The following is a 22,487-nucleotide window of genomic DNA, read 5'->3' on the forward strand; positions in this document are numbered from 1 at the left end:
GCGGCACGGTCTCGCCCAGCCGGTTCCGTACTCCGGCCCGGGTTGGGGGTGTGTGGGCCCGGTGGGCGGCCGGTTCCGGGATGCTGCCGGGTTTCTGGGCGACTCACCGCGCCGCCGGGGCCGGTGGGCGCGGCGGTCGGGACCGGGGGGTCGGGAACGGGATCGGCGAGGAGCGCGCCCGCTGGTGTGCGGGCAGAGGGCAGGCCGGCCCCCGTGGTCACGGGGGCCGGCCTGTGGTCGGGTGGTGTGGGGCGTGATGCCCGTCTGTCAGGTGTGTACGGCGCCTTCGTCGGCCTTCTCGGTGTCGGCCGCGGCGTCATCGGCCGGCGGTGCGGGCGGCGGCGTCGGGACGGGGACGTGCCGGATGGTGGCGTACGCGAGCGCCGCGAGGCCGAGGAAGGCGATGGCGCAGATCGCGGCGGTGGAGTTCAGGGCGGTGGTGAACGCCTCGTGTGCGGCGGTGAGGATGCCGTCGGCGACGTCGGGTGACTGGTTGTCCGCCGTGGCGGCCGCGCCGGCGATGCTCTCCTGCGCGGCGTCGGCCGCCTCCGCGGGGACGTTGTCGGGCACGTCGAGGGCGTTGGCGTAGAAGCCGGTGGCGATGGTGCCCACCGTGGCGATGCCCAGTGCGACGCCCAGTTCGCCGCCGGTCGACTGCAGCGAAGCGGCCGAGCCCATGCGCTCCGGCGGTGCGGCGCCCATGACGACCTGGTTGACCAGGACGCCGATGGGGCTTCCGCCGAGGTAGACGATGCTGGTGCCGATGACCAGCATCGCCGTGCCGCCGACGACGTCGACCTGGGTCAGCAGGAACATGCCGATCGAGGCGATGACGAGGCCGGTCATCAGGACGACACCCGGGCGTACCTTCTGGCTGATCGGGGTGGTCAGCTGGATGCCGATCACCATGACGCCGGCGGGGATCAGCAGCCACAGGGCGGTCTGCAGTGCCGAGTAGCCTCCGACGATCTGCAGGAACTGGGTGACCAGCAGGCCCATACCGCCCTGGATCATGGCGAACAGCAGTCCGAGCACCAGGCCGCCGCTGACGGTGCGGATGCCGAACAGGCTCAGGTCCAGCAGCGGGCTCTCCAGGCGGCGCTGGCGCATGACGAAGGCGACGCCGGACGCCACGCCGAGGGCGAAGACGAGGACCGGGAGGGCCGACCAGCCTTGGGTGACGGTCTCCTTGAGGCCGTAGATCACCGGCAGGATCGCGAGCAGGGACAGCAGCACGCTCAGCAGGTCCAGCTTGCCCGCCATGGGGCTCTTGATGTCCGGCAGCAGCTTGGGAGCGGTCACCAGCAGGACGAGCATGACGGGTACGGCGACCAGGAACACCGAGCCCCACCAGAAGGCGCCGAGCAGCAGGCCACCGATGGCCGGGCCGATGGCGATGCCGGCCAGCATCGAGGTGGCCCACACGCCGATCGCCGCGCTCATCTGCTTGGGGTTCTGGAACATCGTCATGATGAACGCCAGCGTCGACGGCATGATCGTGGCGCCGGCGATGCCCAGCAGGGCACGGACGACGATCAGCATCTCCGGGCTCGTCGAGTACGCGGCGACCACCGACAGGATGCCGAATGCCGTCGCACCGACCAGCAGGACCTTGCGCCTGCCGACCCGGTCGCCGAGCGTGCCCATCGTGACCAGGAAGCCCGCGATGAGGAACCCGTAGATATCGGTGATCCACAGCTCCTGCGTGCTGGACGTGTGGAGGTCCGCGGAGATGTGCGGCAGTGCGAGGAATAAGGCGGTGATGTCCATGGCCGCCATGAAGGTGGGCAGCGCGAGAACGACCAGCGCCCACCACTGCCGCCGTCCGGCGCTGGGTGGGGCTACGCCTGTGACGGTCATTGTTTTCTCCTAACCAAATGGTGCTAGCCATTCGAAATCCGGACGATCCACATCCGTGCCGCGGAAACCGACGGGCACGTTCCGTGAGAATTTCAGGCTCACGGTGGACGCGACAACTTCCTTATTGCGGTTTCTCGTTGGGCATGGTTGGACGGTGGGGGGACGGGCATCGAGGCGTCTGGGCCGCTGTCAGATGTAGGGGGTGTCCGGCTCGAGCCCGCACAGGACCCGGCCGTAGAGTTCGGCGTTGGTGGTCGGGTTGATCAGGGCGTGCAGCGCGGCGGCGCGCAGGTCGTTCGCGATCCGCTGGATCGGCACGTGCCGGTACACCGACGATCCGCCGCTCGCCGCCGCGAGGGTCTCCACGGCCGACTGGGCGAGGGAGCAGACCGTGCCGACGTCGGCGCGGGCGCGGGCGCGTTCCTCCAGTTTCCACGGCGTGTTGTCGGCGGCCTTGGCGTCCACGGTCCCGGCGAGCCGGAGCGCGTGGAACTCCGCCTGGTCGATCTTCTGCGCCGCGTCGGCGACCTGCAGGTGGGTGACCGGTGCGGCGCTCTGGCTGTCGTAGCCGGTGTAGGTGATCTTGCGGGCGGGCAGGCGCTCGTGGAAGACCTCCCAGGCGGCCTTGGCGAGACCGAGCAGTGTGCCGGCGGTGGAGGCGGTGGCGACCGGCAGCAGCGGTGTCCGGTACATCGGGATCCGTGCGCCGGCCGCCGAGGCGGACCGGCCCTGCAGGACCGCGGGCAGCGGCACGACGCGTTCGGCCGGTACGAACAGGTCCCGGGCCGTCGTCGTGATGCTGCCGCTGCCCTTCAGGCCACTGGCGTACCAGTCGTCGACGGTGGCCAGGTCGGACATCGGCACCAGGGCCATCACCGGGTGCGGCTCGCCCTCCTCGGGGAACAGCACCGAGATGATGACCTGCCAGTGGGCGTGGTGGGCGCCGGAGATGAAGCCCCACTCGCCGTTGACGACGATGCCGCCGGGGGCCGGAGCGGCGGTCGCGGACGGGCTCAGCGTGCCGCACACCCGCACGTCGGGCAGGGCGAACACTTCGTCCTGCACGGCGTCCGGGAACATGCCGACCATCCAGCCGGGGATGGAGTAGACCTGTGCGACCCAGGCGGCGGAGCCGTCACCGCGGCCGAGGTGGGTGGTGACGTCGACGAGTGTGCGGGTGTCCGCCTCGTAGCCGCCGTAGCGGGCCGGCACGCGCAGGCGGAACACGCCGGCGTCGGCGAGGGCCTCGATCACCTCCGGCGACAGTCTCCGCTCCTCGTCCGCGCGGTCGGCGCTCGCCCGCAGCAGCGGTACCAGCGCGGCGGCGCGGGCCACGAGTTCTTCGCGTTGTGGTTTCTGCGTGGTCGACACGGTGCCTCCGGAGGTGTCGCCTGGCGACACGGGGGTCGGTGCGGGACGGTGGCGGTGTTTCAGATGCGGCGGTTCTGCACGATGAGTTTTTCGAGGTCCGGGATGATGTCGCTCGGACTGGGCATGGCGAGCCACTCGTTGCGCAGGTTGACCGCCGCGTGGTGGAAGGCCGGGTCGTGGGCGGTCCGCCAGATCAGCTCGCGGATCTCCTCGACGCTCTGCGCACGGTGGTCCAGGCGGCCGCCCACGCCCTTGGCGATGACGAAGTCCGACACCGGGGTCGCCTCGATCTTCTTGGCCGGCAGCTCCCAGTGCATACCGGCCGCGCCGGTGTCCTCGCGGACGCCCGCCTCGTAGCCGTTGCGGTACGTGCCGGTGCGCAGCTCGTCCGGCTTGTCCTCGATCAGCTTCAGCAGCACCGACTCGCCCGCGATGTCACAGACGAGCTGCGGGACCTGGTGGGCGACGGCGGCGGCGTAGGTGCCGTTGCCGCCGTGGTGGATGAGGGTCGAGCAGGTCGGCATCAGCGCGGGCAGCGGCACCCAGTCGAACGTGCGCACATTGCTCGGCACCTTCTCGACGTCGGCCAGCTGCATCTTGTCGAGGGTGGCGATGAACTCGATGTCGTCCAGGCCCTCGCACGCCTTGAGGATCTTCGGCGCGCGGTCCCAGTCACCCGGTATGAACCGGCGGGTCGACTCGCCGAGCGACAGTGCCACCCGGCGTGCGCCCCGGCGGCCGCAGCAGTCGCAGCGGCTCTGCTCGGGCCGCTCGTACATCCAGCCCGGAGCCAGTTGCGGGTCCACGTAGGGCACCTGCCGCATCGCCAGCTTCTTCGTGGTCGTCGGCAGGCGGAAGTCCTCCAGCATCGGGTCGACCGTCCACTGCCCGACGAGCAGTTCCCGGTCGACCTCCAGCCCGTACTTCTCGGCCAGCGGCGCCAGCAGGCTCGCGAGCGGGTTCTCATCCAGACCCGCGGCGCGCAGCGCGTCGGCGCTCTCGGCCAGCCGGTCGAGGGACCAGCCGAACTGGTCCTGGCTGATCAGCAGGCGCGCGTGGGCGGCGCCCGACACCTTGCCCGCGACACCGCCGGCGGGGTGGGTGGGATCCCACAGGATCAGGTCGGGCTTCCAGGTCCTGGCGAAGTCGACGAGGTCGCTCGCCTCCTCGCGGTCCACTCGCACGTAGTCGGAGATGGGGTTCATGAGGTACTGGAAGAACACGATCCAGTGCTCGCGGTCCTCCTTGCTCAGCCCCATCACGTCGGCGTACTTCAGCACCAGGTCCGGGTGGGCGGGCTGGCTGCAGTCCTCGGTCAGCCGGACGGGAACCTGCTCGGGGTTGCCGAGCGGAACAGGGGTGAGGCCCGTGCCCAGGATCATCTCCGCGGAGCTGTGGTGCGTCGCGATCCGCACCTCGTGGCCGGCGCTCTGCAGCGCCCACGCCAGCGGCACCACCGGATACAGGTGGGCGAGGGAGTTCGGGTAGATGGTGAACAGGACACGCATGGGCGTTCTCCAATCGGCGGCGGGACCCCACCACTTCCCACGGGGCAGGTGAGCGTTCCGATCCTGTGAGCGGCCGCCCCGCACCCGCATCTCCCCGCGTGCGGACCCGTGGTGGCAGTGCACGCAAGGAGATGCGGCCGTGTCAGAGGCCGCCCGACACTGGCGAACGGACATCCGACCGGCACCGTGGGAGGCCGCATGAGTACGTTTCGGGTCGACGAGCACGCCAGCAACTACATCGTCTCGTCGTGCACGCAGCCCGACCCGGTCGTGGCGGCGGTGATCAACGACACCCAGGAGCTCGGCGACCTGTACGAGATGCTGACCCCGGTGGAGCAGGCCGGTTTCCTGACCACGCTCGCCAAGACGATGGCGCCGCGCACGGTCGTCGACATCGGCACGTTCACCGGGCTGTCGGCGCTGTGCTTCGCCCGCGGTCTCGCGCCGGGCGGGCGGGTCTACACCTTCGACGTGACCGAGGACTGGATCCACATCGCGCGCAAGCACTGGGACGCGGCGGGTGTCTCCGACCGGATCCGGTTCGTGCTCGGGCCCGCGCGCAGGACGCTGAACCAGCTCGTCCGCGACGGCGAGGCCGACCTGGTGTTCGTGGACGCGGACAAGCTGTCCTACCCGCACTACGTGGAGACCGCCGCCCGGCTGCTGCGCCCCGGTGGCCTGCTGATCCTGGACAACGTCCTGCTCAACGGCACGGTTTTCGCGCCGGAGAAGGTCGAGGACGACCTGCGGCGTTACGCGGCCGAGACGCTGCGCGAGGTCAACGCGAAGCTCGCCGTGGACGAGCGGTTCGACACCGTGATGCTGCCCTTCGCCGACGGCGTGACGCTGGCGCGGAAGCTCTGAGCCATGACCACCACCGCATCCCACGGCAGTGAACGCGACCCGCACGGGGCGGGCGAGCGCCGGCGCACCCGCCCGCTGACCGGCGAGGAGTACATCGAGAGTCTGCGTGACGGCCGCGAGGTCTACCTCGACGGCGAGCGGATCAAGGACGTCACCGACCACGTGGCGTTCCGCAACCCGGTCCGCATGACCGCACGCCTGTACGACGCCCTGCACGACCCGGCCACGAAGGACCTGCTGACCGCGCCCACCGACACCGGCAGCGACGGTTACACGCACCGGTTCTTCCGCACGCCGCACAGCGTCGAGGACATGGTCGCCGACCAGCAGGCGATCGCGCAGTGGGCGCGGATCGGCTACGGCTGGATGGGCCGCAGTCCCGACTACAAGGCTTCGTTCCTCGGCACGCTCGGTGCGAACGCCGAGTTCTACAAGCCGTTCGACGACAACGCGCGCCGCTGGTACCGCGAGTCGCAGGAGAAGGTCCTCTACTGGAACCACGCGCTGGTCAACCCGCCGGTGGACCGCAGGCTCCCGCCGGACCAGGTCGGGGACGTCTTCGTCCACGCGCACAGGGAGACCGACGCCGGCCTGGTCGTGAGCGGCGCCAAGGTCGTCGCGACCGGTTCGGCCCTCACCCACTACAACTTCATCGCCCACTACGGGCTCCCGGTCAAGAAGCGGGAGTTCGCGCTCGTGGCCACGATCCCCATGGACGCCAGGGGGATGAAGCTCATCTGCCGCCCGTCCTACACCAAGCAGGCGTCGGCGACGGGCTCGCCCTTCGACTACCCGCTCTCCTCACGGCTCGACGAGAACGACACGATCCTCGTCCTCGACAACGTGCTCATCCCGTGGGAGAACGTGTTCGTCTACGGCGACATCGGCAAGGCGCAGACGTTCACGGGCCAGTCGGGCTTCATCGAGCGTTCGACGTTCCAGGGCTGCACGCGTCTGGCGGTGAAGCTCGAGTTCATCGCCGGCCTGCTGTCCAAGGCGCTGGAGATCACCGGCACCGAGGACTTCCGCGGTGTGCAGACGCGGGTCGGTGAGGTCCTGGCGTGGCGGAACCTCTTCTGGGGCCTGTCGGACGCGGCCGCGCGCAACCCGGTGCCGTGGCGCAACGGGGCGCTGCTGCCCAACTCGCAGTACGGGCAGGCCTACCGGTGGTTCACGCAGATCGGTTACCCGCGGGTGCGGGAGATCGTGCTGCAGGACGTGGCGAGCGCGCTGATCTACGTCAACTCCAGCACGGACGACTTCGCCAACCCGGACATCCGCGGTTACCTCGACACGTATCTGCGGGGTTCCAACGGGATCGACGCGGTGACCCGCGCCAAGGTCATGAAGCTGCTGTGGGACTCGGTGGGCACGGAGTTCGCGGGCCGGCACGAGCTGTACGAGCGCAACTACGCGGGCAACCACGAGAACACCCGGATCGAGCTGCTGTTCAGCCAGCTGGCGTCCGGGCAGATCGACGACTACCGCGCCTTCGTCGACAGGTGCCTGGCCGAGTACGACCTTGACGGGTGGACCGTGCCGGACCTGTCCCGCTAGCCCCCTCCCCCCTCTTGTGACCCGAGACTGAGATCCACGCCTAGGAGAGAACGATGTCTGAGCGAGACGGCTGCCCGATCGCGCTGACGGCGCCCGAGATGACCGACCCGGTGGCCCTGCTCGGGAGGCTCGGCAGCGACAAGCCGGTGCACAGGGTGCTGCTGCCCGACGGCATGCCGGGCTGGCTGGTGACCGGGTACAAGGAGGCCCGCCGCGCCCTGTCCGACCCCCGGCTGGCCCGCAGCAACGTGCACGCCGACGAGAGCCTGCAGAAGTACCTCGCGCTGTACAACAACGAGTTCTTCCGGCACTCGATGGTCTTCAACGACCGGCCGCGGCACACCCGTATGAAGAAGCTGGTCTCCCAGGCCTTCACCCCGCGGTACCTGGAGAACCTGCGGCCCAAGGTCCAGCGGATCACCGACGACCTGATCGACGCGGTCGCGTCGGCGGGCGAGACGGAGGTCATCGAGTCGCTGGCGGTGCCGCTGCCGAACTCGGTGATCTGCGACTGGTTCGGTGTGCCGATGTCCGACCGGGAGGAGTTCCGGTACTACTGCGGCGTCGTGACGGGCCTCTCGGTGAGCTCGGACGAGAACGAACTGGCCGAGGCGGGCGAGTACTTCGACCGGTATCTCGGTGAGCTGATCAAGCACCGGCAGGTCGACAGCGGCGGGGACGACATGATCTCCGCGATCGTGCACGGCCAGGAGGACAATGCCACGCTGTCGGACATCGAGCTGCGGGCGAACATCTTCCTGATGCTGACCGGGTCGGTCGAGACCGCGGTGAACATGATCGCAGGCGGTCTGCTGGCGCTGATCCGCAACCCCGAGCAGACCGCCCGGCTGCGCGCGAACCCCTCGCTGGTTCCGCAGGCGGTCGAGGAGATGCTGCGGATCGACCCGCCGGTGGTGACCGTGGCGTACCACTTCGCCAAGGACACCGTGGCGATCGGTGACGTCGTGGTCGAGCCGGGCGAGCACGTGGTGATCTCGATGCCGGCGACGAACTACGACGCCCGCGAGTTCCCGGAGCCCACCCGGTTCGACATCGACCGGCAGAAGCCGCACCTGTCGTTCAGCCACGGCATCCACTTCTGCCTCGGCGCCCCGCTGGCCCGGCTGGAGGGCGACGTCTTCTTCACCACGCTGCTGGACCGCCTGAAGGACATCGAACTGGCGGTGCCGGAGTCGAGCCTGGAGTGGAAGCCGAGCTACTTCGTGCATCGCCTGCAGGCCCTGCCGATCCGCTACACCGCCTCCGCGGTCCGAGCGGCTGCCTGAGCCGTCCGGTCCTCGGCGCCCGCCGGATCACGCGGTCCGCCGCGTACGGTGCGCGCTGCTCTCCGCCGCTCCCCCGGGGGGGAGCGGCGGAGGTGCGGGCGCGGTGGCGTGGTCGCGTACGAGGGTCCGGGGTGCCGGGGCGGGGCGGCCTGGCCGAAAGGCGCAGGGGTGTGCCGGGCCCGCTGGGTGCGCCCTGGCCTGCGCGCGTGCTCAGCGGACCCGGTCGTAGACGAGGGACAGGGTGCCGTGCTCGCCCGCGGCCTGTTCGGCGAGCGTCCACCGTCCCGTGGGCAGGCCGTCGTCGAAGAGGCGGGGCCCGCCGCCGAGGAAGACCGGGAAGACGGTGAGGGCCAGCCGGTCGACCTCGTCGGCCGCCAGCAGCGCCTTGATGACGCTCGCGCTGGAGAGCACGAGGATGTCGCCGCCTTCGGTGGCCCTCAGGTCCGCGACCACCTCGGCGGCCGGCTTGTCGGCGAGTGTCGTCCGCTCCCACGGTGCCTTCTCCATGGTGGAGGAGAGGACGGTCTTGTCGACGTCGACGAGCCACTTCGCGAAGCCCTCGTCGCGCGGGTCGGTGCCCTCCGCGCCGATGACGGTGGGCCAGAACTTCAGGAACCCTTCGGCGTTGACCCGGCCGAGCAGGGCCGTCGTCGCCGTCTGCCACAGGCCGGTCAGGTGGTCGCGGGCGACGTCGGTGACGGCGTACGGCATCACCCAGCCCATGTCCAGCGGGTCGTCCGGTGCGGCGTAGTGGCCGTCGAGGGAGAGGGACATGTTGGTGACGACCCGGCGGCCGTCGGTCTGCGCTGTCACTTCGTGTCCTTCGTGTCGGTGTGAGGGGCCGTGCGGCTCGGGCTGCGGCCGGGGCTGCCCCGGCGCGTGCGGTGAAAGGCCACGGGTGCCGCCGGTGACCGGGTGCGGTGCGTGCGGGTCCACCAGGTCCGCGCCCCGGTCAGCGAAGGCAGGCGTCAGCGAGAGCGGCGGACGGGAACCAGGACGTACCCCGGCGCGGGCTTGCCGCCGGTGCGCCGGTGGCCGGGTACGGGCGTCCGGAACCTGCCGCTTTCGAGGTCACGCACGGTGAACCTACCAACGGCCCGGTGGGCGTCCCCCGTAGCGGCGCGCCGGTCACTCCTTCGTGCGACCACGAGGGGGCCGACCAGCACATATGAGCGGGCATGGTGGTTGTGTTCCTCCTGACGTGTGTCCCGGTGCGTGGGGGGGCCGGCGGACACGTCGGCCACCGCGTGTGACTTCCCCTCGGTTTCCCGCTGTCCGTGCGGATATTCGACGGACGCGCCCGGGCGCCCGGTGCGGTGGCCGCGTGGGCCGCCGGATCGAGGGCGTGGCCGCCCCGCCCGGCCCGGCACGGGAGAAGACGCCACCGGCCGTGCCCTTTGTCCACGATGGGTCCAGGGGCCACCGGGCGGGCCCGGCCCGCGTCCGGCAACACTGGATTGGAGACGGGAATGCGATTCCTGCCTGAGAGCGGTCAACCCACGGTCGCCGTGATCGGTTTCGGATACGTCGGCTCGTGCATCGCGGCGACCCTGGCCGACCGCGGGTTCGACGTGGTCGCCGTGGACGCCGACGCGCGGCTCGTCGACGAGGTCGAGCGCGGGCACTTCCGGCTCGAGGAGCCCGGGCTCGCCGAGAAGATCTTCGCCGGTCTGGAATCGGGCCGGCTGCGGGTCGCCACCGACATGGGCGCGGCCGCGGCCGCCGACGTCGTCCTGATCACCGTGGGCACCCCGGTCCGCGACGACGGGTCGCTGGCCGACGAGCAACTGCGCGGCGCCTCGCTCGCCCTGGCCGGGCATCTGCGCCCCGGCCAGCTCGTGGTGGTCAAGAGCACGGTGCCGCCGGGCACGACCCGTGAGGTCGTGCTGCCGCTGCTGGAGAGCAGCGGACTGACCGGGGGCGTCGACTTCGGGCTGGCGTTCACCCCGGAGCGGCTCGCGGAGGGGACGGCGCTGCGGGAGCTGAGCACCTTCCCGATCGTGGCGGGCGGGTACGAGGAGGACAGCGTGCGCGCCGCCACCGCGTTCTGGCAGCGGGCCCTGGGGGTCGAGGTGATCCCGTGCGACTCGCTGGAGGCCGCCGAGATCGTCAAGCTCGCCAGCAACTGGTGGATCGACCTGAACATCGCGCTGGCCAACGAGCTCGCCCAGTTCTGCGCGCCCTACGGCGTGGACGTGCTCGACGTCATCGCCGCGGCGAACACGATCCAGAAGGGGACGGGGAACGTCAACATCATGCTGCCCAGCGTCGGGGTCGGCGGATCGTGCCTGACGAAGGACCCGTGGATGGTGTGGAACACCGCGCGGCGCTTCGGCGTGGACATCCGCACCGCCGGCGCCGGCCGGGAGGTCAACTCCGGCATGCCGGAGTACGCCGCGCGTCTGATGACCGACGCACTGGCCGCGCAGGGCAAGGCCGGCGCGTGGGCGACGGTGGCCGTGCTCGGTCTGGCGTTCAAGAACGACACCGGTGACCTGCGCGCGACGCCGGTGCTCGACACGGTCCGGGCGCTCACCCGGGCGGGGGTGACCGTACGGCTGCACGACCCGCTCGTGGACGCCGAGGAGGCGGAGGCGATGTTCGGGATCCCGCTCAGCGCCACCGTCGAGGAGGCGGTCCTGGGCGCCGACTGCGTCGCGGTCCTCGCGCTGCACCGCGACTTCGCCGGCATCGACTACGCGGCGCTGCCGGTCGCGCCGGACTGCGTGCTGTTCGACGGCCGCGCCTACTACCCGAAGGAGCGCATCGCGGAGCTCACCGCGGCCGGGTACGTCTACCGCGGGATCGGCCGCGGTCCGGCCGTGGCCGGCCCGTCGGGCGGGTTCGCCGCCCACGCGGCGGAGGCGGTCCGGTGAACGGGCACGCACACCGCACACCTCAGCGTGTCCTCGTCACCGGCGGTACCGGGTTCGTCGGCCACCACCTGGTGGAGCGGCTGCGTGAGCGGGGCGACGAGGTGACCGTGTTCGACGCGGTGGTCCCGCGCGGCGCCGCGCGGGACGGAGTGCGGGTCGTCGAGGGCGACCTGCGCGACCACAGCGCGCTGGAGCGGGCCGGCCGCGGCGTGGACGTGGTCTACCACCTCGCCGCGGTGGTGGGCGTCGACCAGTACCTGTCGCGGCCGCTCGACGTCATCGACGTGAACTTCTCGGGCACCCGCACCGTCCTGGACGTCGCCGCCCGGGCAGGTGCCAGGTTCGTCCTCGCCTCCACCAGCGAGGTGCTGGGCAAGAACCCGGCGGTGCCGTGGTCGGAGGACAGTGACCGGGTGCTCGGCTCGACCGCGTCGGACCGGTGGTCCTACTCCTCGAGCAAGGCGCTGGCCGAGCACCTCACGTTCGCCTTCGCCCGCCAGCACGGCCTCGAGGCGACGATCGTGCGCTACTTCAACGTCTACGGGCCGCGCCAGCGTCCCGCGTACGTGGTGAGCCGTTCGGTGCACCGCGCCCTCAACGGCCGCCCGCTGGTGGTGTACGACCAGGGCCGGCAGACCCGCTGTTTCACGTTCGTCGACGACGCGGTGGCCGGCACGATCCGCGCGGCGGACGAGCCGGCCGCGGCCGGTGAGGTGTTCCACCTGGGCAGCATGGCCGAGACGACGGTGGGCGAGGTGGTCCGCCTGGTGGCCGAGCTCACCGGCACGTCGTCCGTCGTGGACGTCGACACCGCCACCGTGCTCGGGAAGTCCTACGAGGACCTCGAGCGGCGGGTGCCGGACAACGCCAAGGCGGGCCGGGTCCTCGGCTGGCGGCCGGAGACGTCCCTGCGGGACGGGCTGGTCAGGACGATCGAGTGGGCGCGGGCCAGCCGCTGGTGGCTCGCCCTGCCCGACAGCGGGGCTCAGTGAAGAGATCCCGGGGGGCGGGATCCCGGGGCGGGTTCCCGGCGGGGAGGGCCGTGCGCCGTTCCCGCGGCCGGAGGCGGTCGAGCCGGTGCCGCCGTACGCAGGGGGTGGGCCGGTGCTGGCGAGGGCCGGTGATGCCGCACGCCCGAAGGTGCGGGGCGGCGCCCGCGGATGCGAGCGTCGCCTCGCGGGTCGCGCCGGCGCCCGGTTCGACGGAGGACGAGGTGGTTGTCGATGAAGGCAGTCGTGATCCCGGAGGCAGGCGCCCCCTGGGAGGTGCGTGAGGTCCCCACGCCCGTTGCGGGTCCGGGCGAGGTCCTCGTGCGGGTGCTGGCCAGCGGAGTGTGCTCGAACGACGTGCTGGCCGGCAAGGGCGTCCTGCCGTTCCCGTCGACCGACCCGGCCATCCCCGGCCACGAGCCGGTCGGTGAAGTCGTGGAGGTGGGGGCCGGTGTCACCAGCCGGTCGGTCGGCGACCTCGTCGGCACCACCTGGATCCGCGGCACCTGCGGAGAGTGCGCCTACTGCGCGCTCGGCGCACCGCTGTCCGCACGGGCCGCCTTCCTGTGCGCGGCGCCGGTCTCCACCGGGTTCACCGTGCCGGGCGGGCAGGCCGAGTATCTTGCCGTGCGGGCCGGGGAGACCGTCCTTGTCCCCGCCGGTGTGAGCCCGGAGCAGGCCGTGCCGGTGCTGTGCGCCGGTTACACCGCGCTCAGTGCCCTGCGGGCCGCGCAGGCCCGCCCGCACGAGCGTGTCGCGGTCCTCGGTGTCGGCGCGCTCGGCCACCTGGCGCTGCAGTACTCCCGCGCCGCGGGCCACGACACGGTGGCGATCACCTCCTCTCCCGACAAGCACGACGTCGCCGTGGAGCTCGGCGCGGGAGAGGTCGTCGCGGACGGGGCCGGCCTGCTCGCCGCGGGCGGCGCGGACGTCGTGCTGGCCACGGCGCCCTCCTACGCCGCGGCGGCCGACGCGATGGCCGGTCTGCGTCCCGGTGGGCGGCTGGTCCTCGCCGGCATCGACACCTCCGGTGTGTTCACCCTCCCGCCGGCGCTGCCGTTCTTCGGGCTCGGGCAGCGGATCGTCGGGGCCACGCACGAGGGGACGCCGGTGCTCGAGGAGGCGCTGGCGCAGGTCGCGGCCGGCGCGGTGCGGCCGGTCGTCGAGACCTTCGAGGCGGAGCACATCGCCGAGGCGGTGGCCAAGGTGGACAAGGGCGAGGTCCGGTTCCGCGCGGTCGTCCGCTACTGACCCATCCAACACCCCGGCGAGCGGGGCGAGAAGCAGGAGGAACACGCATGCGCGACCACGTCGGAACCCGCGCCGTCGTTCTCGGCGGGAGCGTGGCCGGGAGTCTGGCCGCCCGGGTGCTCGCCGAGTTCTACCACGACGTCGTGGTGGTCGACCGGGACACCGTCCTCGGCGTCTCGACCACCCGCAAGGGCGCCCCGCACACCCGTCACGCGCACGGCCTGCACGCCCGCGGGCACCTGATCCTCGAGGAGCTGTTCCCCGGCTTCACCGAGGACATGCGCCGGCAGGGCTACCCGGTCGGCGACCTCGGCGAGATGCGCTGGTACTTCAACGGCCGCCGGCTGCCGTACACGAAGACCGGGCTGCTCTCGGTCACCCCGCCCCGGCCGGTCCTCGAACACGAGATCCGCACCCGCGTCGCCGCGCTGCCGGGCGTCACCTACCTGGAGCGCCACGGCATCCTCGGCCTGGTGTCCACCCCGGACAACGGGCGGGTCGTCGGCGTGCGGGTGCGGCCTGTCGACGGCACGGGCGAGGAGGTGGTGCTCGGTGCGGACCTCGTCGTGGACGCCACCGGCCGCGGTTCGCGCACCCCGGTGTGGCTGGCGGAGATGGGCTACGAGCGTCCCTCCGAGGAGCGGGTGAAGATCGGGCTCGCCTACACGACGCGCTTCTACCACCGGGTGCCCGGCTCGTTCCAGGACACGTGGTCGATCAACCCGGTCGCCTCGCCCGCCCACCCGCGCGGCGCGTTCTTCGGCCTGTCCACCGAGGACATGTGCATCGTGTCGCTCACCGGGATCCTCGGCGACCACCCGCCGACCGACCCCGAGGGTTTCCTGGAGTTCGCCCGGTCGCTGCCGGTACCGGACGTGTACGAGGGCATCAAGGACGCCGAACCGATCGACGCCCCGGCCTCCTTCGGGTTCCCGGCCAGTGTCCGGCGCCGTTACGAGCGGATGCGCCGCTTCCCGGCCGGTCTGGCCGTGCTCGGCGACGCCGTGTGCAGCTTCAACCCGGTGTACGGGCAGGGCATGAGCGTGGCGGCCTGGGAGGTCATGACGCTGCGCGAGCACCTGCGCGGGGGCCGGTTCGAGCCGGGGGCCTACCTCAAGGCGCTCGGCAAGGTCGTGGACAACCCCTGGGAGGTGTCCGCGGGCGGTGACCTGGCGTTCCCCGGGGTCGAGGGCAGGCGCACGGCCAAGAGCAGCATGGGCAACGCCTATGTGGGCCGGGTGCAGTACGCGGCCACGAAGGACCCCGAGGTCGCCAGGGGCTTCATGCGGGTCGCCGGACTCATCGACCCGCCCACCGCCCTCATGCGGCCGCGGATGATGGCTCGCGTCCTGAAGGCCTCCCGCGGCATGCCGACTCCGGACGGCGGCGTGCCCGTCACGCCACCCCAGCCGTCCGGCAGGAAACTCCCCGACGCCGCGTAGGACGGCGGGGAACCAGCAGAAAAGGAGATGACTGTGGCGAACGAGGACCGCACGATACTCGCGCCGAACGGCAGCGGGCTGCACTACCGCGGGGTCGCCTACGACGTCGGCTCCAACCACCAGACCGGTCAGGGCGACCTGTCCCGCATGGTGTGGAGCGACGAGCTGATGCGGTCGGAGATCGACCTGGTGGCCGACGAGCTCAACGCCAATTCGGTGACCGTCTACGGCACCGCGCTCGACCGGCTCCGGGCGACGGTGGCGTACGCGCTCGACCGCAGTCTGCACGTGTGGCTGCAGCCGCGGCTCATGGACGGCACGCAGCAGGAGGTGCTGGACTTCATCGGCGAAGTCGGTGAGCTGGGCGAGTCGTTCCGCAGGCGGGGAGCGGACATTCATCTGAGCATCGGCTGCACGCACTCGATCCAGACCGCCGGCATCATGCCCGGCGAGTTCTACCACAACCGCATGGGCAACGCCTTTCCCGACGCCGACCACCACTTCCTGAAGCCGGCCGGCCCCCTCGACCGTGAGGACATCGCGCGCAAGCTCAACTCCTTCCTCGCGAAGGCCGCGGCGGTCGGACGGGCGGCGTTCAAGGGCGGGATCACCTACTCCGGCGGACCCTTCGAGGACGTCGACTGGTCGCTGGTCGACTACATCGGCCTGGTCGAGTACTACTATCCGCACCCGTCCCGGGAGGCTTACGCGAAGGAGCTCAACGCGTACCTCAAGTGGGGCAAGCCCGTCATGATCTCCGAGTACGGGTCGTTCACGTACAAGGACAGCCACACCAAGGGGCTGCTGGGCTTCGACATCGTGGACCGCACGGTGGAGCCCCCGACGGTGTTCCCCGGCTTCGTCCGCGACGAGCAGGCCCAGGCCGACTTCCATCTTCAGTCGCTGCGCCTCTTCGACGAGCTGGGCATCTACAGCGTCGCGGTGACCGAGCTGGTCCACCCGACGCACCCGCACTCCCCGGACCCGAAGCACGACCTGGACACCGCGTCGATGACGATCACGAAGTCGATCCGCGAGGACCCCTTCGACCACCTGTCGGCCTACCGGGTGGAGCCGAAGGAGTCCTTCCGCGCGATCGCCCGCTACTACGGCGCGGTGGCCGAGCGGGAGCGCCGTCAGAGCGCCGCGGCCTGACCGCTACGGCGCGGCCGCCGTCCGATCGCATCGGTCGGTCCGGCCGCGCCGGGCGCGGCTGCGGCCGCTGGTGTCCGTCTTCCACGCGGCTCCCGCCCGGGGTGCGGGCAGGCGTGTGTGACCGCCGCTTCGCGGGAGGCGGCGGTCTTTGCGTGCTCCGCCTGCCGTGAGGCAGGGGGCGGTGACGGCTTCGCCAGGGCCCGGGGTGTGGTCCCGGTGCTCTTGCTCTTCCGTGTCGTCCGCCCGCGCGGGTTGCGTCCGGCCGGATGCGCTGCGGCCCCGCCCGTGGCCGTGCCCCGGGCGGGGTGGCGTCGCAGGCGAAGGCCGCCGCACGGGTGGGAGGGGGAGGGCCCGTGCGGCGGCCTTCGCGGGAGGACCGCCCGGAAAGGGGTGGTCAAGCGGTGCGGCCGGCGGAGCTGCGCGCGGTCGCGGCTTTCTGGGCCGCGGTCATCGCGGCGTCGAGGTCCGGGAGTTGCCCGACCTCGGGGACGTACTCGGCGTGGACCACCGTGTCCGCGGCGTCCACCACGAACACCGCGCGGGCCAGCAGGCGGAACTCCTTGATCACCACGCCGTAGGCCAGGCCGAACGACAGGTCGCGGTGGTCGGACAGGGTCCGCACGCCCTCGACCCCCGCCGCGCCGCACCAGCGGGCCTGGGCGAACGGCAGGTCCACCGACACCGTCAGCACCGGCACCCCGCCGGGTCCGGCCACGGCCTCGTGGAAACGGCGTGTCTGCAGATCGCAGACGGGTGTCTCCAGCGAGGGGACGACCGAGATCACCCGTGTGGTGCCGCTCAGCGAGGAGAACCGGACCGGTGCCATGTCGTGGCCCAGGACGGTGAAGTCCGGCGCCCGGTCGCCGGCGGCGACCTCCGGGCCGAGCAGGGTCACCGGGGTTCCCCGGAACGTGGTGACGCCTGTGCGTTCGATGCTCGTCATGTTCTCCCTCTCAGCGGTGTGGTCCCGTCCGTGGCGCACGTGGTGAGGCTGCCGGCGGAGGCGGTGCGGACGTGGTCCCGGAGTCGGGGCACGTCCGTGGCGGCGGCGCGGCCAATCCCGTGATCACTTGATCACTTGATCACCCGGGGCTCCGGGAGCGGGACGACGAAGTCCCCTTTGAACCCCTCCTCGCGGAGCCGGGAGATCAGTTCGTCAGCGATGTGCCAGGAGAGCAGCAGGGCGTACTCCGGCTGTTCGGGGCCGCACAGCCGGTCCTGGTGGACGATCGGGATGTGGGTGCCGGGGGACAGCTTGCCGATCTTGCGCGGGCTGATCTCCGAGATGAAGTCGATCTCGTCCGGTCCCAGCGAGCAGTAGTTGAGCAGCGTGACCGCTCGTGCGGGGGACGAGGCGGCCGCCACGCGCGAGCCGTCCCTCGTCAGCGCGTCCAGCAGGTCGCGCAGTCGTCCGCGGTGTTCTTCCACGCGGGCGGCGAACCTCCGGTAGACCGCCTCGTCGGTGAGCTTGAGGGTGTCCTCGTGAGCGCGGAGCTCGGTCACGGAGTGGTGCACCTCGTGGGCGCCCTCGAAGCCGGCGTACACGCGGACCGATCCTCCGTGGGTGGCGATCCGTTCGATGCGGAAGACTTCGAGTCCATGGACCCTGAAGGCCTCCTGGAGCGCTGTCAGCGAGTAGTACCGCGAGTGCTCGTGGTAGGCGAAGTCGTACTGCAGGGTGTCGAGGAGGTCGGGCAGGTAGTGCGATTCGGAGACGAACATCCCCTGATCGCCGAGGATCGAGCCCACCCCGTCCAGGAAGTCGTGCAGGTGGGTGATGTGGGCGAACGTGTTGAGCGCCACGACGACGTCCGCCGGTTCGGTGTCCGACAGCAGCTGTGCCGCTGTCTGCGAGCTGAAGTACTCCCTGACGACCGGCGATCCGCCCGGTGTCTCGGTGCCGTTCGGGTCGACTCCGAGGACGTCGAAGCCGCGTTCGGCCAGCTCGTCCAGCAGGCTGCCGTCGTTGCTGCCGATCTCGATGACGTAGGGGCGCCGCTGGGTGGGGCCGGGGCGCACATCGTGGAGTGTCGCCAGTTCGTCCGCGAGTTCTTGCAGGTGCCTGCGGTAGCCGCCGGTCAGTCCGGCGAGGTGGTGGTAGTCGCCGGAGAAGAGAATCCGCTCGTCGACCGGTTCCATGATCTGGACCAGGCTGCACTGCGGGCAGAACCCCAGGTCGAGCGGCCAGGACGGTTCGCTCTGTGCTTGTGCCGTGTTCTCCGGGAAGAGGCAGGCGGGCTGCATACCCAGGGTCAGGAACTTGCTGACCGCGACGTTTTCGCACGTCTGACAGAACGTTGTACCGTCACTCACAGCGGGCTCCTCACACCGGCCGACCAATGTACGGACCTCCGATTGTTCGGCGTCCGCCGTGGCAGGGGCATCTCTGCGATTGCCGCGTGTCCGCGCGCTCCCGTGGCGGGACTTCGGCTCGTCTCTCAGGCCGCCGCCGGGACACCGGCGCTGCCGGCGGGCAGGGCGATCAGGACCGGCGGGTCCAGGAGGTCGGCCGGGTGCAGGACGATGTCGGCGGGCATCATCAGCACACCGGTGCGTACGCTGATCGGCCCGTACCGGCCGACGGACAGGGCGTTGCCGCCCTGGCCGGCGCGGCCGGCAGGGGCGGACGGGCTGCCGTAGGGAACGGAGTGGGCCAGTACGTGCCACGTCCCCGGGGGTACGTCGTGGAGTTCGAAGGGGCCGGGCCCGTCCAGGAGCGTGTGGCGCACGGGGCGGCCCTGGCAGATGGAGCCGGGGAAGAGACCGACGAAGACCTGGCCCAGGGGCCGGTCGCCGGGAAGCACGATGCGGCCCCGCAGCGCGATGGGGTGGCCGGTGACGGCGGGCGGATCCGCCGTCAGGGCTGTGACGTTGCCGCTGTGTTCCCGGAACCTGCTCGGTGAGACGCCGACGCACGATTTGAAGCGTGAGCTGAAAGTGCCGACGCTGCTGTATCCGACCTGGCTGCTGATATCGGCCACACTGCTCTCGGTGTTGAGAAGGAGGTATTTCGCCTCTTGCAGCCGTAACGCGGACAGGAAACGTCTCGGGGAGGTCCCGGTGACTTCTCGGAAGACCCGGGTGAAGTGGAACTTGCTGAACATCGCGGTGCGAGCCATGTCGTCGAGGGTAAGATCCTGACCGAGCTGGATGTGCATTTCGTCTATGACGAGACGGACGGCTTTCTCGACGGAGGCGGTGTTCATGGTTATCCCTTCAGGGGCCGATGCGTTCAGTCGCGGGTCCGTACGGGGGGTGCGGGGGCGAATTTCCGGCGGTCGGACAATTCCCGGGCGAACCGGAGCCAGATGTCCGAGCATTTCAGGGCGACTTCGGCGACGGTGTCCGTGCAGTGCGGGGGCACGGCGTCGATGCGTCTGCGCCATGCCTCGTCGGTGAAGAAGTGGGCGTGGAGCCAGCGCAGGAAGTCGCGGCCCGCTTCGGAGTCCCGCAGGGACGGATCGGCGGCGAGGCGGCGCAGGAGGTCCAGGGAACCGCGGGTCGCCGCGGGCCGCGCCGGGCCCGAGGTGCTTCCCGCCGCCGGCGGAGGAATCCGACTGCCGGCGGGGCGCTGCGGGGCGGGGGTGCCGTGCCGGACCGGGGTCATGGGTTCCTCGCCCCGGTGCGGCGGCCGGCCCTCGTCCCGGGCGGTGCCCGGTGCCGGCCCGGGCTCCCGGGCGACGGCTCCCGCCTCCGGTTCCGGCCGGCGCGCCGTGCGTTCGGCGGCCGGTCCGCGGTCGGATACGCGGCCGGGCGGACGCACCGTGCTCGCGCCGCCGGTGTTCGGCCGCGGGGGGCGGGTGGCCTGACGCCGGCGCACCTCGGCCACGGTCTTGCTGTCAAGTCCGGTGTAGACGACCAGGCTCTGGTCGGACATGGCCGGGAACGCGGCGAGGATGCGGCCGGCGGCCGCCCTGCGGTCGGCGGGCGACAGAGGCAGACCGTGGGCGATGTTGCGGGTGACGGACTGGATGAACGCCTCGTCCTCGGCTCCGTCGAAGAACTGGGCGTCGATGACGTCCCGTCCGACGATGGCCGCGGCTCTGAGGCGGTGCATCCCGTCGATCACCCGCATGGTGGGGCGGTGGACCATTATCGGCGGGAGCAATGCGTAGACTTCGGCAAGTCGTTGTGCGTGAGATTCGTCGATCCCGCTCAGACGAGGGGAATCCGCAGGTAAAAGATCCGCGACCGGTACGGGCTGAGTGAAGTGGGGCGGAAGTCCCATGGCGCCGTCGGTAGAGCTTTTCATGAGGCCCTCCATGCAGGGGCACCGATCCGCTTCCGGTGCGGACGGGCTACAGATGGGCGATGAATCGGCCAGAAGCCTACCGGTCGGCCGTTTTCCCGTAAGCGCCCGTCGAATAGACAGGGAGACTTTGGCAGTTCTTCGGAGGGAAGGCCGGCCGGCTGCTCGGGCGGATTCGCCCCGGGGCCCGGGGTGAATGTACCGGCCCGGTGTTCCGGACCGGTACGTGCGGGAGTGGCGGATCATCCGGAGAGGACGGCGGCCGGCGGGCATCGCGGCAGGTGGGCCGGCAGGGCGGGATGCCGGGGGCGGGAGCGGTCACCGGCCGGCGCGGGGGCGCCGCCGTTCCCCCCGGGGGCCCGGCGCCCCGGGTGGCCGGGGCCCCTCGCTGCGTGGGAGCGCCGGCTGCGCTCGCGCAGTGTTGTCACGGCCGGCGTCGCCCCGCTTCGGGGGCCGTGGCTGTCCGTGCCGGGCGCCCCTGTCGCCCGGGGGCCGGTGTTCCTCGGCGTGCGGGCGGGGCGGCCGGAGCACGCAGCGAGATGCGGCCGCACCAAAACGGGGCCCACACTGGCGGGCGGACATCCGACCGGCGGCGTGGGAGGCGGCGGCATGAGCGTGCTTCAGGTCGACGGGCGTGCCGGCGGCCACGCCGTCCCGTCGTATACGCGACCGGGCCCGGGCAGGGTGGCGGTGACGGCGGCGTGAGGCGGCAGGTCCCGTTCGGCCGTACCGGGCTGCGGGTCGGGCGGCTGGCCGTCGGCACCGTGAACTTCGGCGGGCGCACCGACGAGCCCGAGGCGTGCCGGATCCTCGACGCGGCGCTGGCGAACGGCATGAACGTGGTCGACACGGCCGACATGTACGGGTGGCGTGTGCACCGGGGCTACACCGAGGAGCTGATCGGGCGGTGGCTGGCCCGCTCGCCCCGCCGGCGTGACGACGTGGTGATCGCGACCAAGGTCGGTGAGCAGATGGGTGAGGGCCCCAATGACCGGGGGCTGTCCGCTCACCACATCATCCGGGGCTGTGAGGCGTCACTGCGCCGTCTGGGCACCGACAGGATCGACCTCTACCAGATGCACCGCTACGACCCGGACGTGTGCTGGGAGGTGGTGTGGCAGGCCATGGACCAGCTGATCCGCCAGGGCAAGGTGCGCTACGTCGGGTCGTCGAACTTCGCCGGGTGGAACATCGCCGACGCCCAGCACACGGCGCGTGGGCGCGGTCTGGTGGGGCTGGTGTCCGAGCAGTGCGCGTACAACCTCCTCACCCGGCAGCCGGAGCTGGAGATCCTGCCCGCGGCGCGGGCGCACGGTCTCGCCGTGATGGTGTGGGCGCCGCTGCACGGCGGGCTGCTGAGCGGGGCGCTGCGCAAGGCGCGTGAGGGCACGGCGGCCAAGTCGGCGCAGGGGCGTGCGGCGTCGGCGCTGCCGGCCGGGCGGGCTGCCGTGGAGCGTTACGAGCGGTTCTGTGCCGGGTTGGGGCGTGATCCCGCGGAGGTCGGGCTGGCGTGGGTGCTCTCGCGGCCGGGCACGATGGTCCCGGTGATCGGGCCGCGTACCGTCGGCCAGGTCGAGGGCGCCCTTCGGGCGCTCGATCTGGAGTTGTCGCCGGGGGATCTGCGGGAGCTGGAGGAGATCTTCCCGCCGGTCGGTCACGGGGGGCCCGCGCCGCGCGCGTGGATCGACTGAGGCACGGGTCCGTTCAGCGTCCCGGGCCGGGCGCTGCCGCAGGGCGGCGGCTCTCCCCGGCCGGGTGGCTGTGAAGGGGAGTGCGCTGCGGGCACGGCCGGGGGGCGAAGTGCGGCGCGCGGGTGGGTGAGGCCGCCCGCGCCACGACGACGGCCTCCCCCCTCTCCCTCTGTTCCCCGCCCCTCTCCCCCGGGCCCTTTGAGGGGGTGCGGCTGCCGATGCGGGTGCCGGAAGGGGTGGCGTGGCCGGGCCGTGCGGAGCCGCCCCCGGTGTCTGCCGGGGTCCGTCACTGCCGCGTGCGGTGGGGGCGCATGCCGGCGGGGGGGTGCTCGACTGACGGCCGGGCACGCGCCGCGGGTCTCCCCTCATCTCCGGGGCCGCCGCCCCC

17 protein-coding genes are annotated in these 22,487 nt (G+C 71.5%); 9 read left to right on the plus strand and 8 right to left on the minus strand.

The features are described 5' to 3' along the window. Window positions 1-267 precede the first annotated feature (267 nt). The 3 genes from ACZ6A9_RS31705 to ACZ6A9_RS31715 all read right to left on the minus strand — a co-directional run bounded on the left by ACZ6A9_RS31705 (window position 268) and on the right by ACZ6A9_RS31715 (window position 4,739). Entirely contained in the window at window positions 268-1,860 is a 1,593-nt protein-coding gene (locus ACZ6A9_RS31705) for an MFS transporter (RefSeq protein WP_468992807.1), read from the minus strand. Window positions 1,861-2,049: 189 nt separating this feature from the next. Continuing rightward, complete coding sequence (locus ACZ6A9_RS31710; RefSeq protein WP_468992809.1) at window positions 2,050-3,231, minus strand: acyl-CoA dehydrogenase family protein; 1,182 nt, start codon at window positions 3,229-3,231, stop codon at window positions 2,050-2,052. Between the two features lie 59 nt (window positions 3,232-3,290). After that, window positions 3,291-4,739, minus strand: a complete 1,449-nt coding sequence (locus ACZ6A9_RS31715; protein WP_468992812.1) for a nucleotide disphospho-sugar-binding domain-containing protein — start codon at window positions 4,737-4,739, stop codon at window positions 3,291-3,293. A gap of 198 nt (window positions 4,740-4,937) precedes the next feature. Between ACZ6A9_RS31715 and ACZ6A9_RS31720 the strand changes: the two genes are divergently transcribed. Genes ACZ6A9_RS31720 through ACZ6A9_RS31730 form a run of 3 tightly spaced genes read left to right on the plus strand, consistent with a single transcriptional unit; the run spans window position 4,938 to window position 8,446 of the window. Then, window positions 4,938-5,603, plus strand: coding sequence for an O-methyltransferase (locus tag ACZ6A9_RS31720; RefSeq protein ID WP_468992815.1), 666 nt, complete (start codon window positions 4,938-4,940; stop codon window positions 5,601-5,603). Window positions 5,604-5,606: 3 nt separating this feature from the next. After that, the gene (locus tag ACZ6A9_RS31725) at window positions 5,607-7,160 is read left to right on the plus strand and encodes a 4-hydroxyphenylacetate 3-hydroxylase N-terminal domain-containing protein (protein WP_468992820.1); all 1,554 of its coding nucleotides are present in this window, start codon (window positions 5,607-5,609) and stop codon (window positions 7,158-7,160) included. A gap of 53 nt (window positions 7,161-7,213) precedes the next feature. Further along, window positions 7,214-8,446: a cytochrome P450 family protein gene (locus tag ACZ6A9_RS31730; protein ID WP_468992824.1), complete on the plus strand. Its 1,233-nt coding sequence runs from the start codon at window positions 7,214-7,216 to the stop codon at window positions 8,444-8,446. A 210-nt stretch (window positions 8,447-8,656) separates the two neighbouring features. Here the strand turns inward: ACZ6A9_RS31730 and ACZ6A9_RS31735 are convergent, their stop codons facing one another. Further along, window positions 8,657-9,259, minus strand: coding sequence for a dihydrofolate reductase family protein (locus tag ACZ6A9_RS31735; protein WP_468992829.1), 603 nt, complete (start codon window positions 9,257-9,259; stop codon window positions 8,657-8,659). A gap of 656 nt (window positions 9,260-9,915) precedes the next feature. Here ACZ6A9_RS31735 and ACZ6A9_RS31740 point away from each other — a divergent pair. The 5 genes from ACZ6A9_RS31740 (at window position 9,916) to ACZ6A9_RS31760 (ending at window position 16,159) form a co-directional block, all read left to right on the plus strand. Continuing rightward, the gene (locus tag ACZ6A9_RS31740) at window positions 9,916-11,322 is read left to right on the plus strand and encodes a nucleotide sugar dehydrogenase (RefSeq protein WP_468992832.1); all 1,407 of its coding nucleotides are present in this window, start codon (window positions 9,916-9,918) and stop codon (window positions 11,320-11,322) included. Continuing rightward, window positions 11,319-12,314, plus strand: a complete 996-nt coding sequence (locus tag ACZ6A9_RS31745; protein ID WP_468992836.1) for an NAD-dependent epimerase/dehydratase family protein — start codon at window positions 11,319-11,321, stop codon at window positions 12,312-12,314. The genes ACZ6A9_RS31740 and ACZ6A9_RS31745 overlap by 4 nt, the downstream gene beginning before the upstream one ends. Before the next feature lie 231 nt (window positions 12,315-12,545). Next, window positions 12,546-13,562 carry an alcohol dehydrogenase catalytic domain-containing protein gene (locus ACZ6A9_RS31750; RefSeq protein ID WP_468992840.1) on the plus strand — a complete coding sequence of 339 codons (1,017 nt, stop codon included), beginning with the start codon at window positions 12,546-12,548 and terminating at the stop codon, window positions 13,560-13,562. A 47-nt stretch (window positions 13,563-13,609) separates the two neighbouring features. Next, on the plus strand, window positions 13,610-15,004 hold the full coding sequence (locus ACZ6A9_RS31755; protein ID WP_468992843.1) for an FAD-dependent oxidoreductase: 1,395 nt from the start codon (window positions 13,610-13,612) through the stop codon (window positions 15,002-15,004). 33 nt (window positions 15,005-15,037) lie between these two features. Continuing rightward, the gene (locus ACZ6A9_RS31760; RefSeq protein ID WP_468992847.1) at window positions 15,038-16,159 is read left to right on the plus strand and encodes an abortive phage infection protein; all 1,122 of its coding nucleotides are present in this window, start codon (window positions 15,038-15,040) and stop codon (window positions 16,157-16,159) included. Between the two features lie 394 nt (window positions 16,160-16,553). On the opposite strand, the gene tpx is transcribed toward ACZ6A9_RS31760, so the two are convergent. The 4 genes from tpx to ACZ6A9_RS31780 all read right to left on the minus strand — a co-directional run bounded on the left by tpx (window position 16,554) and on the right by ACZ6A9_RS31780 (window position 20,234). Beyond that, the gene (gene tpx / locus ACZ6A9_RS31765; RefSeq protein ID WP_468992850.1) at window positions 16,554-17,102 is read right to left on the minus strand and encodes a thiol peroxidase; all 549 of its coding nucleotides are present in this window, start codon (window positions 17,100-17,102) and stop codon (window positions 16,554-16,556) included. 131 nt (window positions 17,103-17,233) lie between these two features. Beyond that, window positions 17,234-18,472, minus strand: coding sequence for a class I SAM-dependent methyltransferase (locus ACZ6A9_RS31770; protein WP_468992854.1), 1,239 nt, complete (start codon window positions 18,470-18,472; stop codon window positions 17,234-17,236). Between the two features lie 125 nt (window positions 18,473-18,597). Beyond that, complete coding sequence (locus ACZ6A9_RS31775) at window positions 18,598-19,365, minus strand: helix-turn-helix transcriptional regulator (protein ID WP_468992860.1); 768 nt, start codon at window positions 19,363-19,365, stop codon at window positions 18,598-18,600. A gap of 26 nt (window positions 19,366-19,391) precedes the next feature. Then, window positions 19,392-20,234, minus strand: a complete 843-nt coding sequence (locus ACZ6A9_RS31780; RefSeq protein WP_468992863.1) for a ParB/RepB/Spo0J family partition protein — start codon at window positions 20,232-20,234, stop codon at window positions 19,392-19,394. 875 nt (window positions 20,235-21,109) lie between these two features. Between ACZ6A9_RS31780 and ACZ6A9_RS31785 the strand changes: the two genes are divergently transcribed. Further along, a complete protein-coding gene (locus tag ACZ6A9_RS31785; RefSeq protein ID WP_468992868.1) occupies window positions 21,110-22,099 on the plus strand; it encodes an aldo/keto reductase in 990 nt (329 codons plus the stop codon). The last annotated feature ends 388 nt before the right edge of the window (window positions 22,100-22,487 follow it).

The sequence above is a fragment of the Streptomyces sp. NPDC041124 genome (genome assembly GCF_055592385.1).

Excerpts from the sequence above, each read along its gene's own strand:
- ACZ6A9_RS31715 (WP_468992812.1), bottom strand. The coding sequence starts at position 4,739 with ATGCGTGTCCTGTTCACCATCTACCCGAACTCCCTCGCCCACCTGTAT.
- ACZ6A9_RS31730 (WP_468992824.1), top strand. The coding sequence starts at position 7,214 with ATGTCTGAGCGAGACGGCTGCCCGATCGCGCTGACGGCGCCCGAGATG.
- ACZ6A9_RS31725 (WP_468992820.1), top strand. The coding sequence starts at position 5,607 with ATGACCACCACCGCATCCCACGGCAGTGAACGCGACCCGCACGGGGCG.
- ACZ6A9_RS31720 (WP_468992815.1), top strand. The coding sequence starts at position 4,938 with ATGAGTACGTTTCGGGTCGACGAGCACGCCAGCAACTACATCGTCTCG.
- ACZ6A9_RS31750 (WP_468992840.1), top strand. The coding sequence starts at position 12,546 with ATGAAGGCAGTCGTGATCCCGGAGGCAGGCGCCCCCTGGGAGGTGCGT.
- ACZ6A9_RS31705 (WP_468992807.1), bottom strand. The coding sequence starts at position 1,860 with ATGACCGTCACAGGCGTAGCCCCACCCAGCGCCGGACGGCGGCAGTGG.
- ACZ6A9_RS31775 (WP_468992860.1), bottom strand. The coding sequence starts at position 19,365 with ATGAACACCGCCTCCGTCGAGAAAGCCGTCCGTCTCGTCATAGACGAA.
- ACZ6A9_RS31755 (WP_468992843.1), top strand. The coding sequence starts at position 13,610 with ATGCGCGACCACGTCGGAACCCGCGCCGTCGTTCTCGGCGGGAGCGTG.
- ACZ6A9_RS31780 (WP_468992863.1), bottom strand. The coding sequence starts at position 20,234 with ATGCGGGTGATCGACGGGATGCACCGCCTCAGAGCCGCGGCCATCGTC.
- tpx (WP_468992850.1), bottom strand. The coding sequence starts at position 17,102 with ATGACGAGCATCGAACGCACAGGCGTCACCACGTTCCGGGGAACCCCG.
- ACZ6A9_RS31740 (WP_468992832.1), top strand. The coding sequence starts at position 9,916 with ATGCGATTCCTGCCTGAGAGCGGTCAACCCACGGTCGCCGTGATCGGT.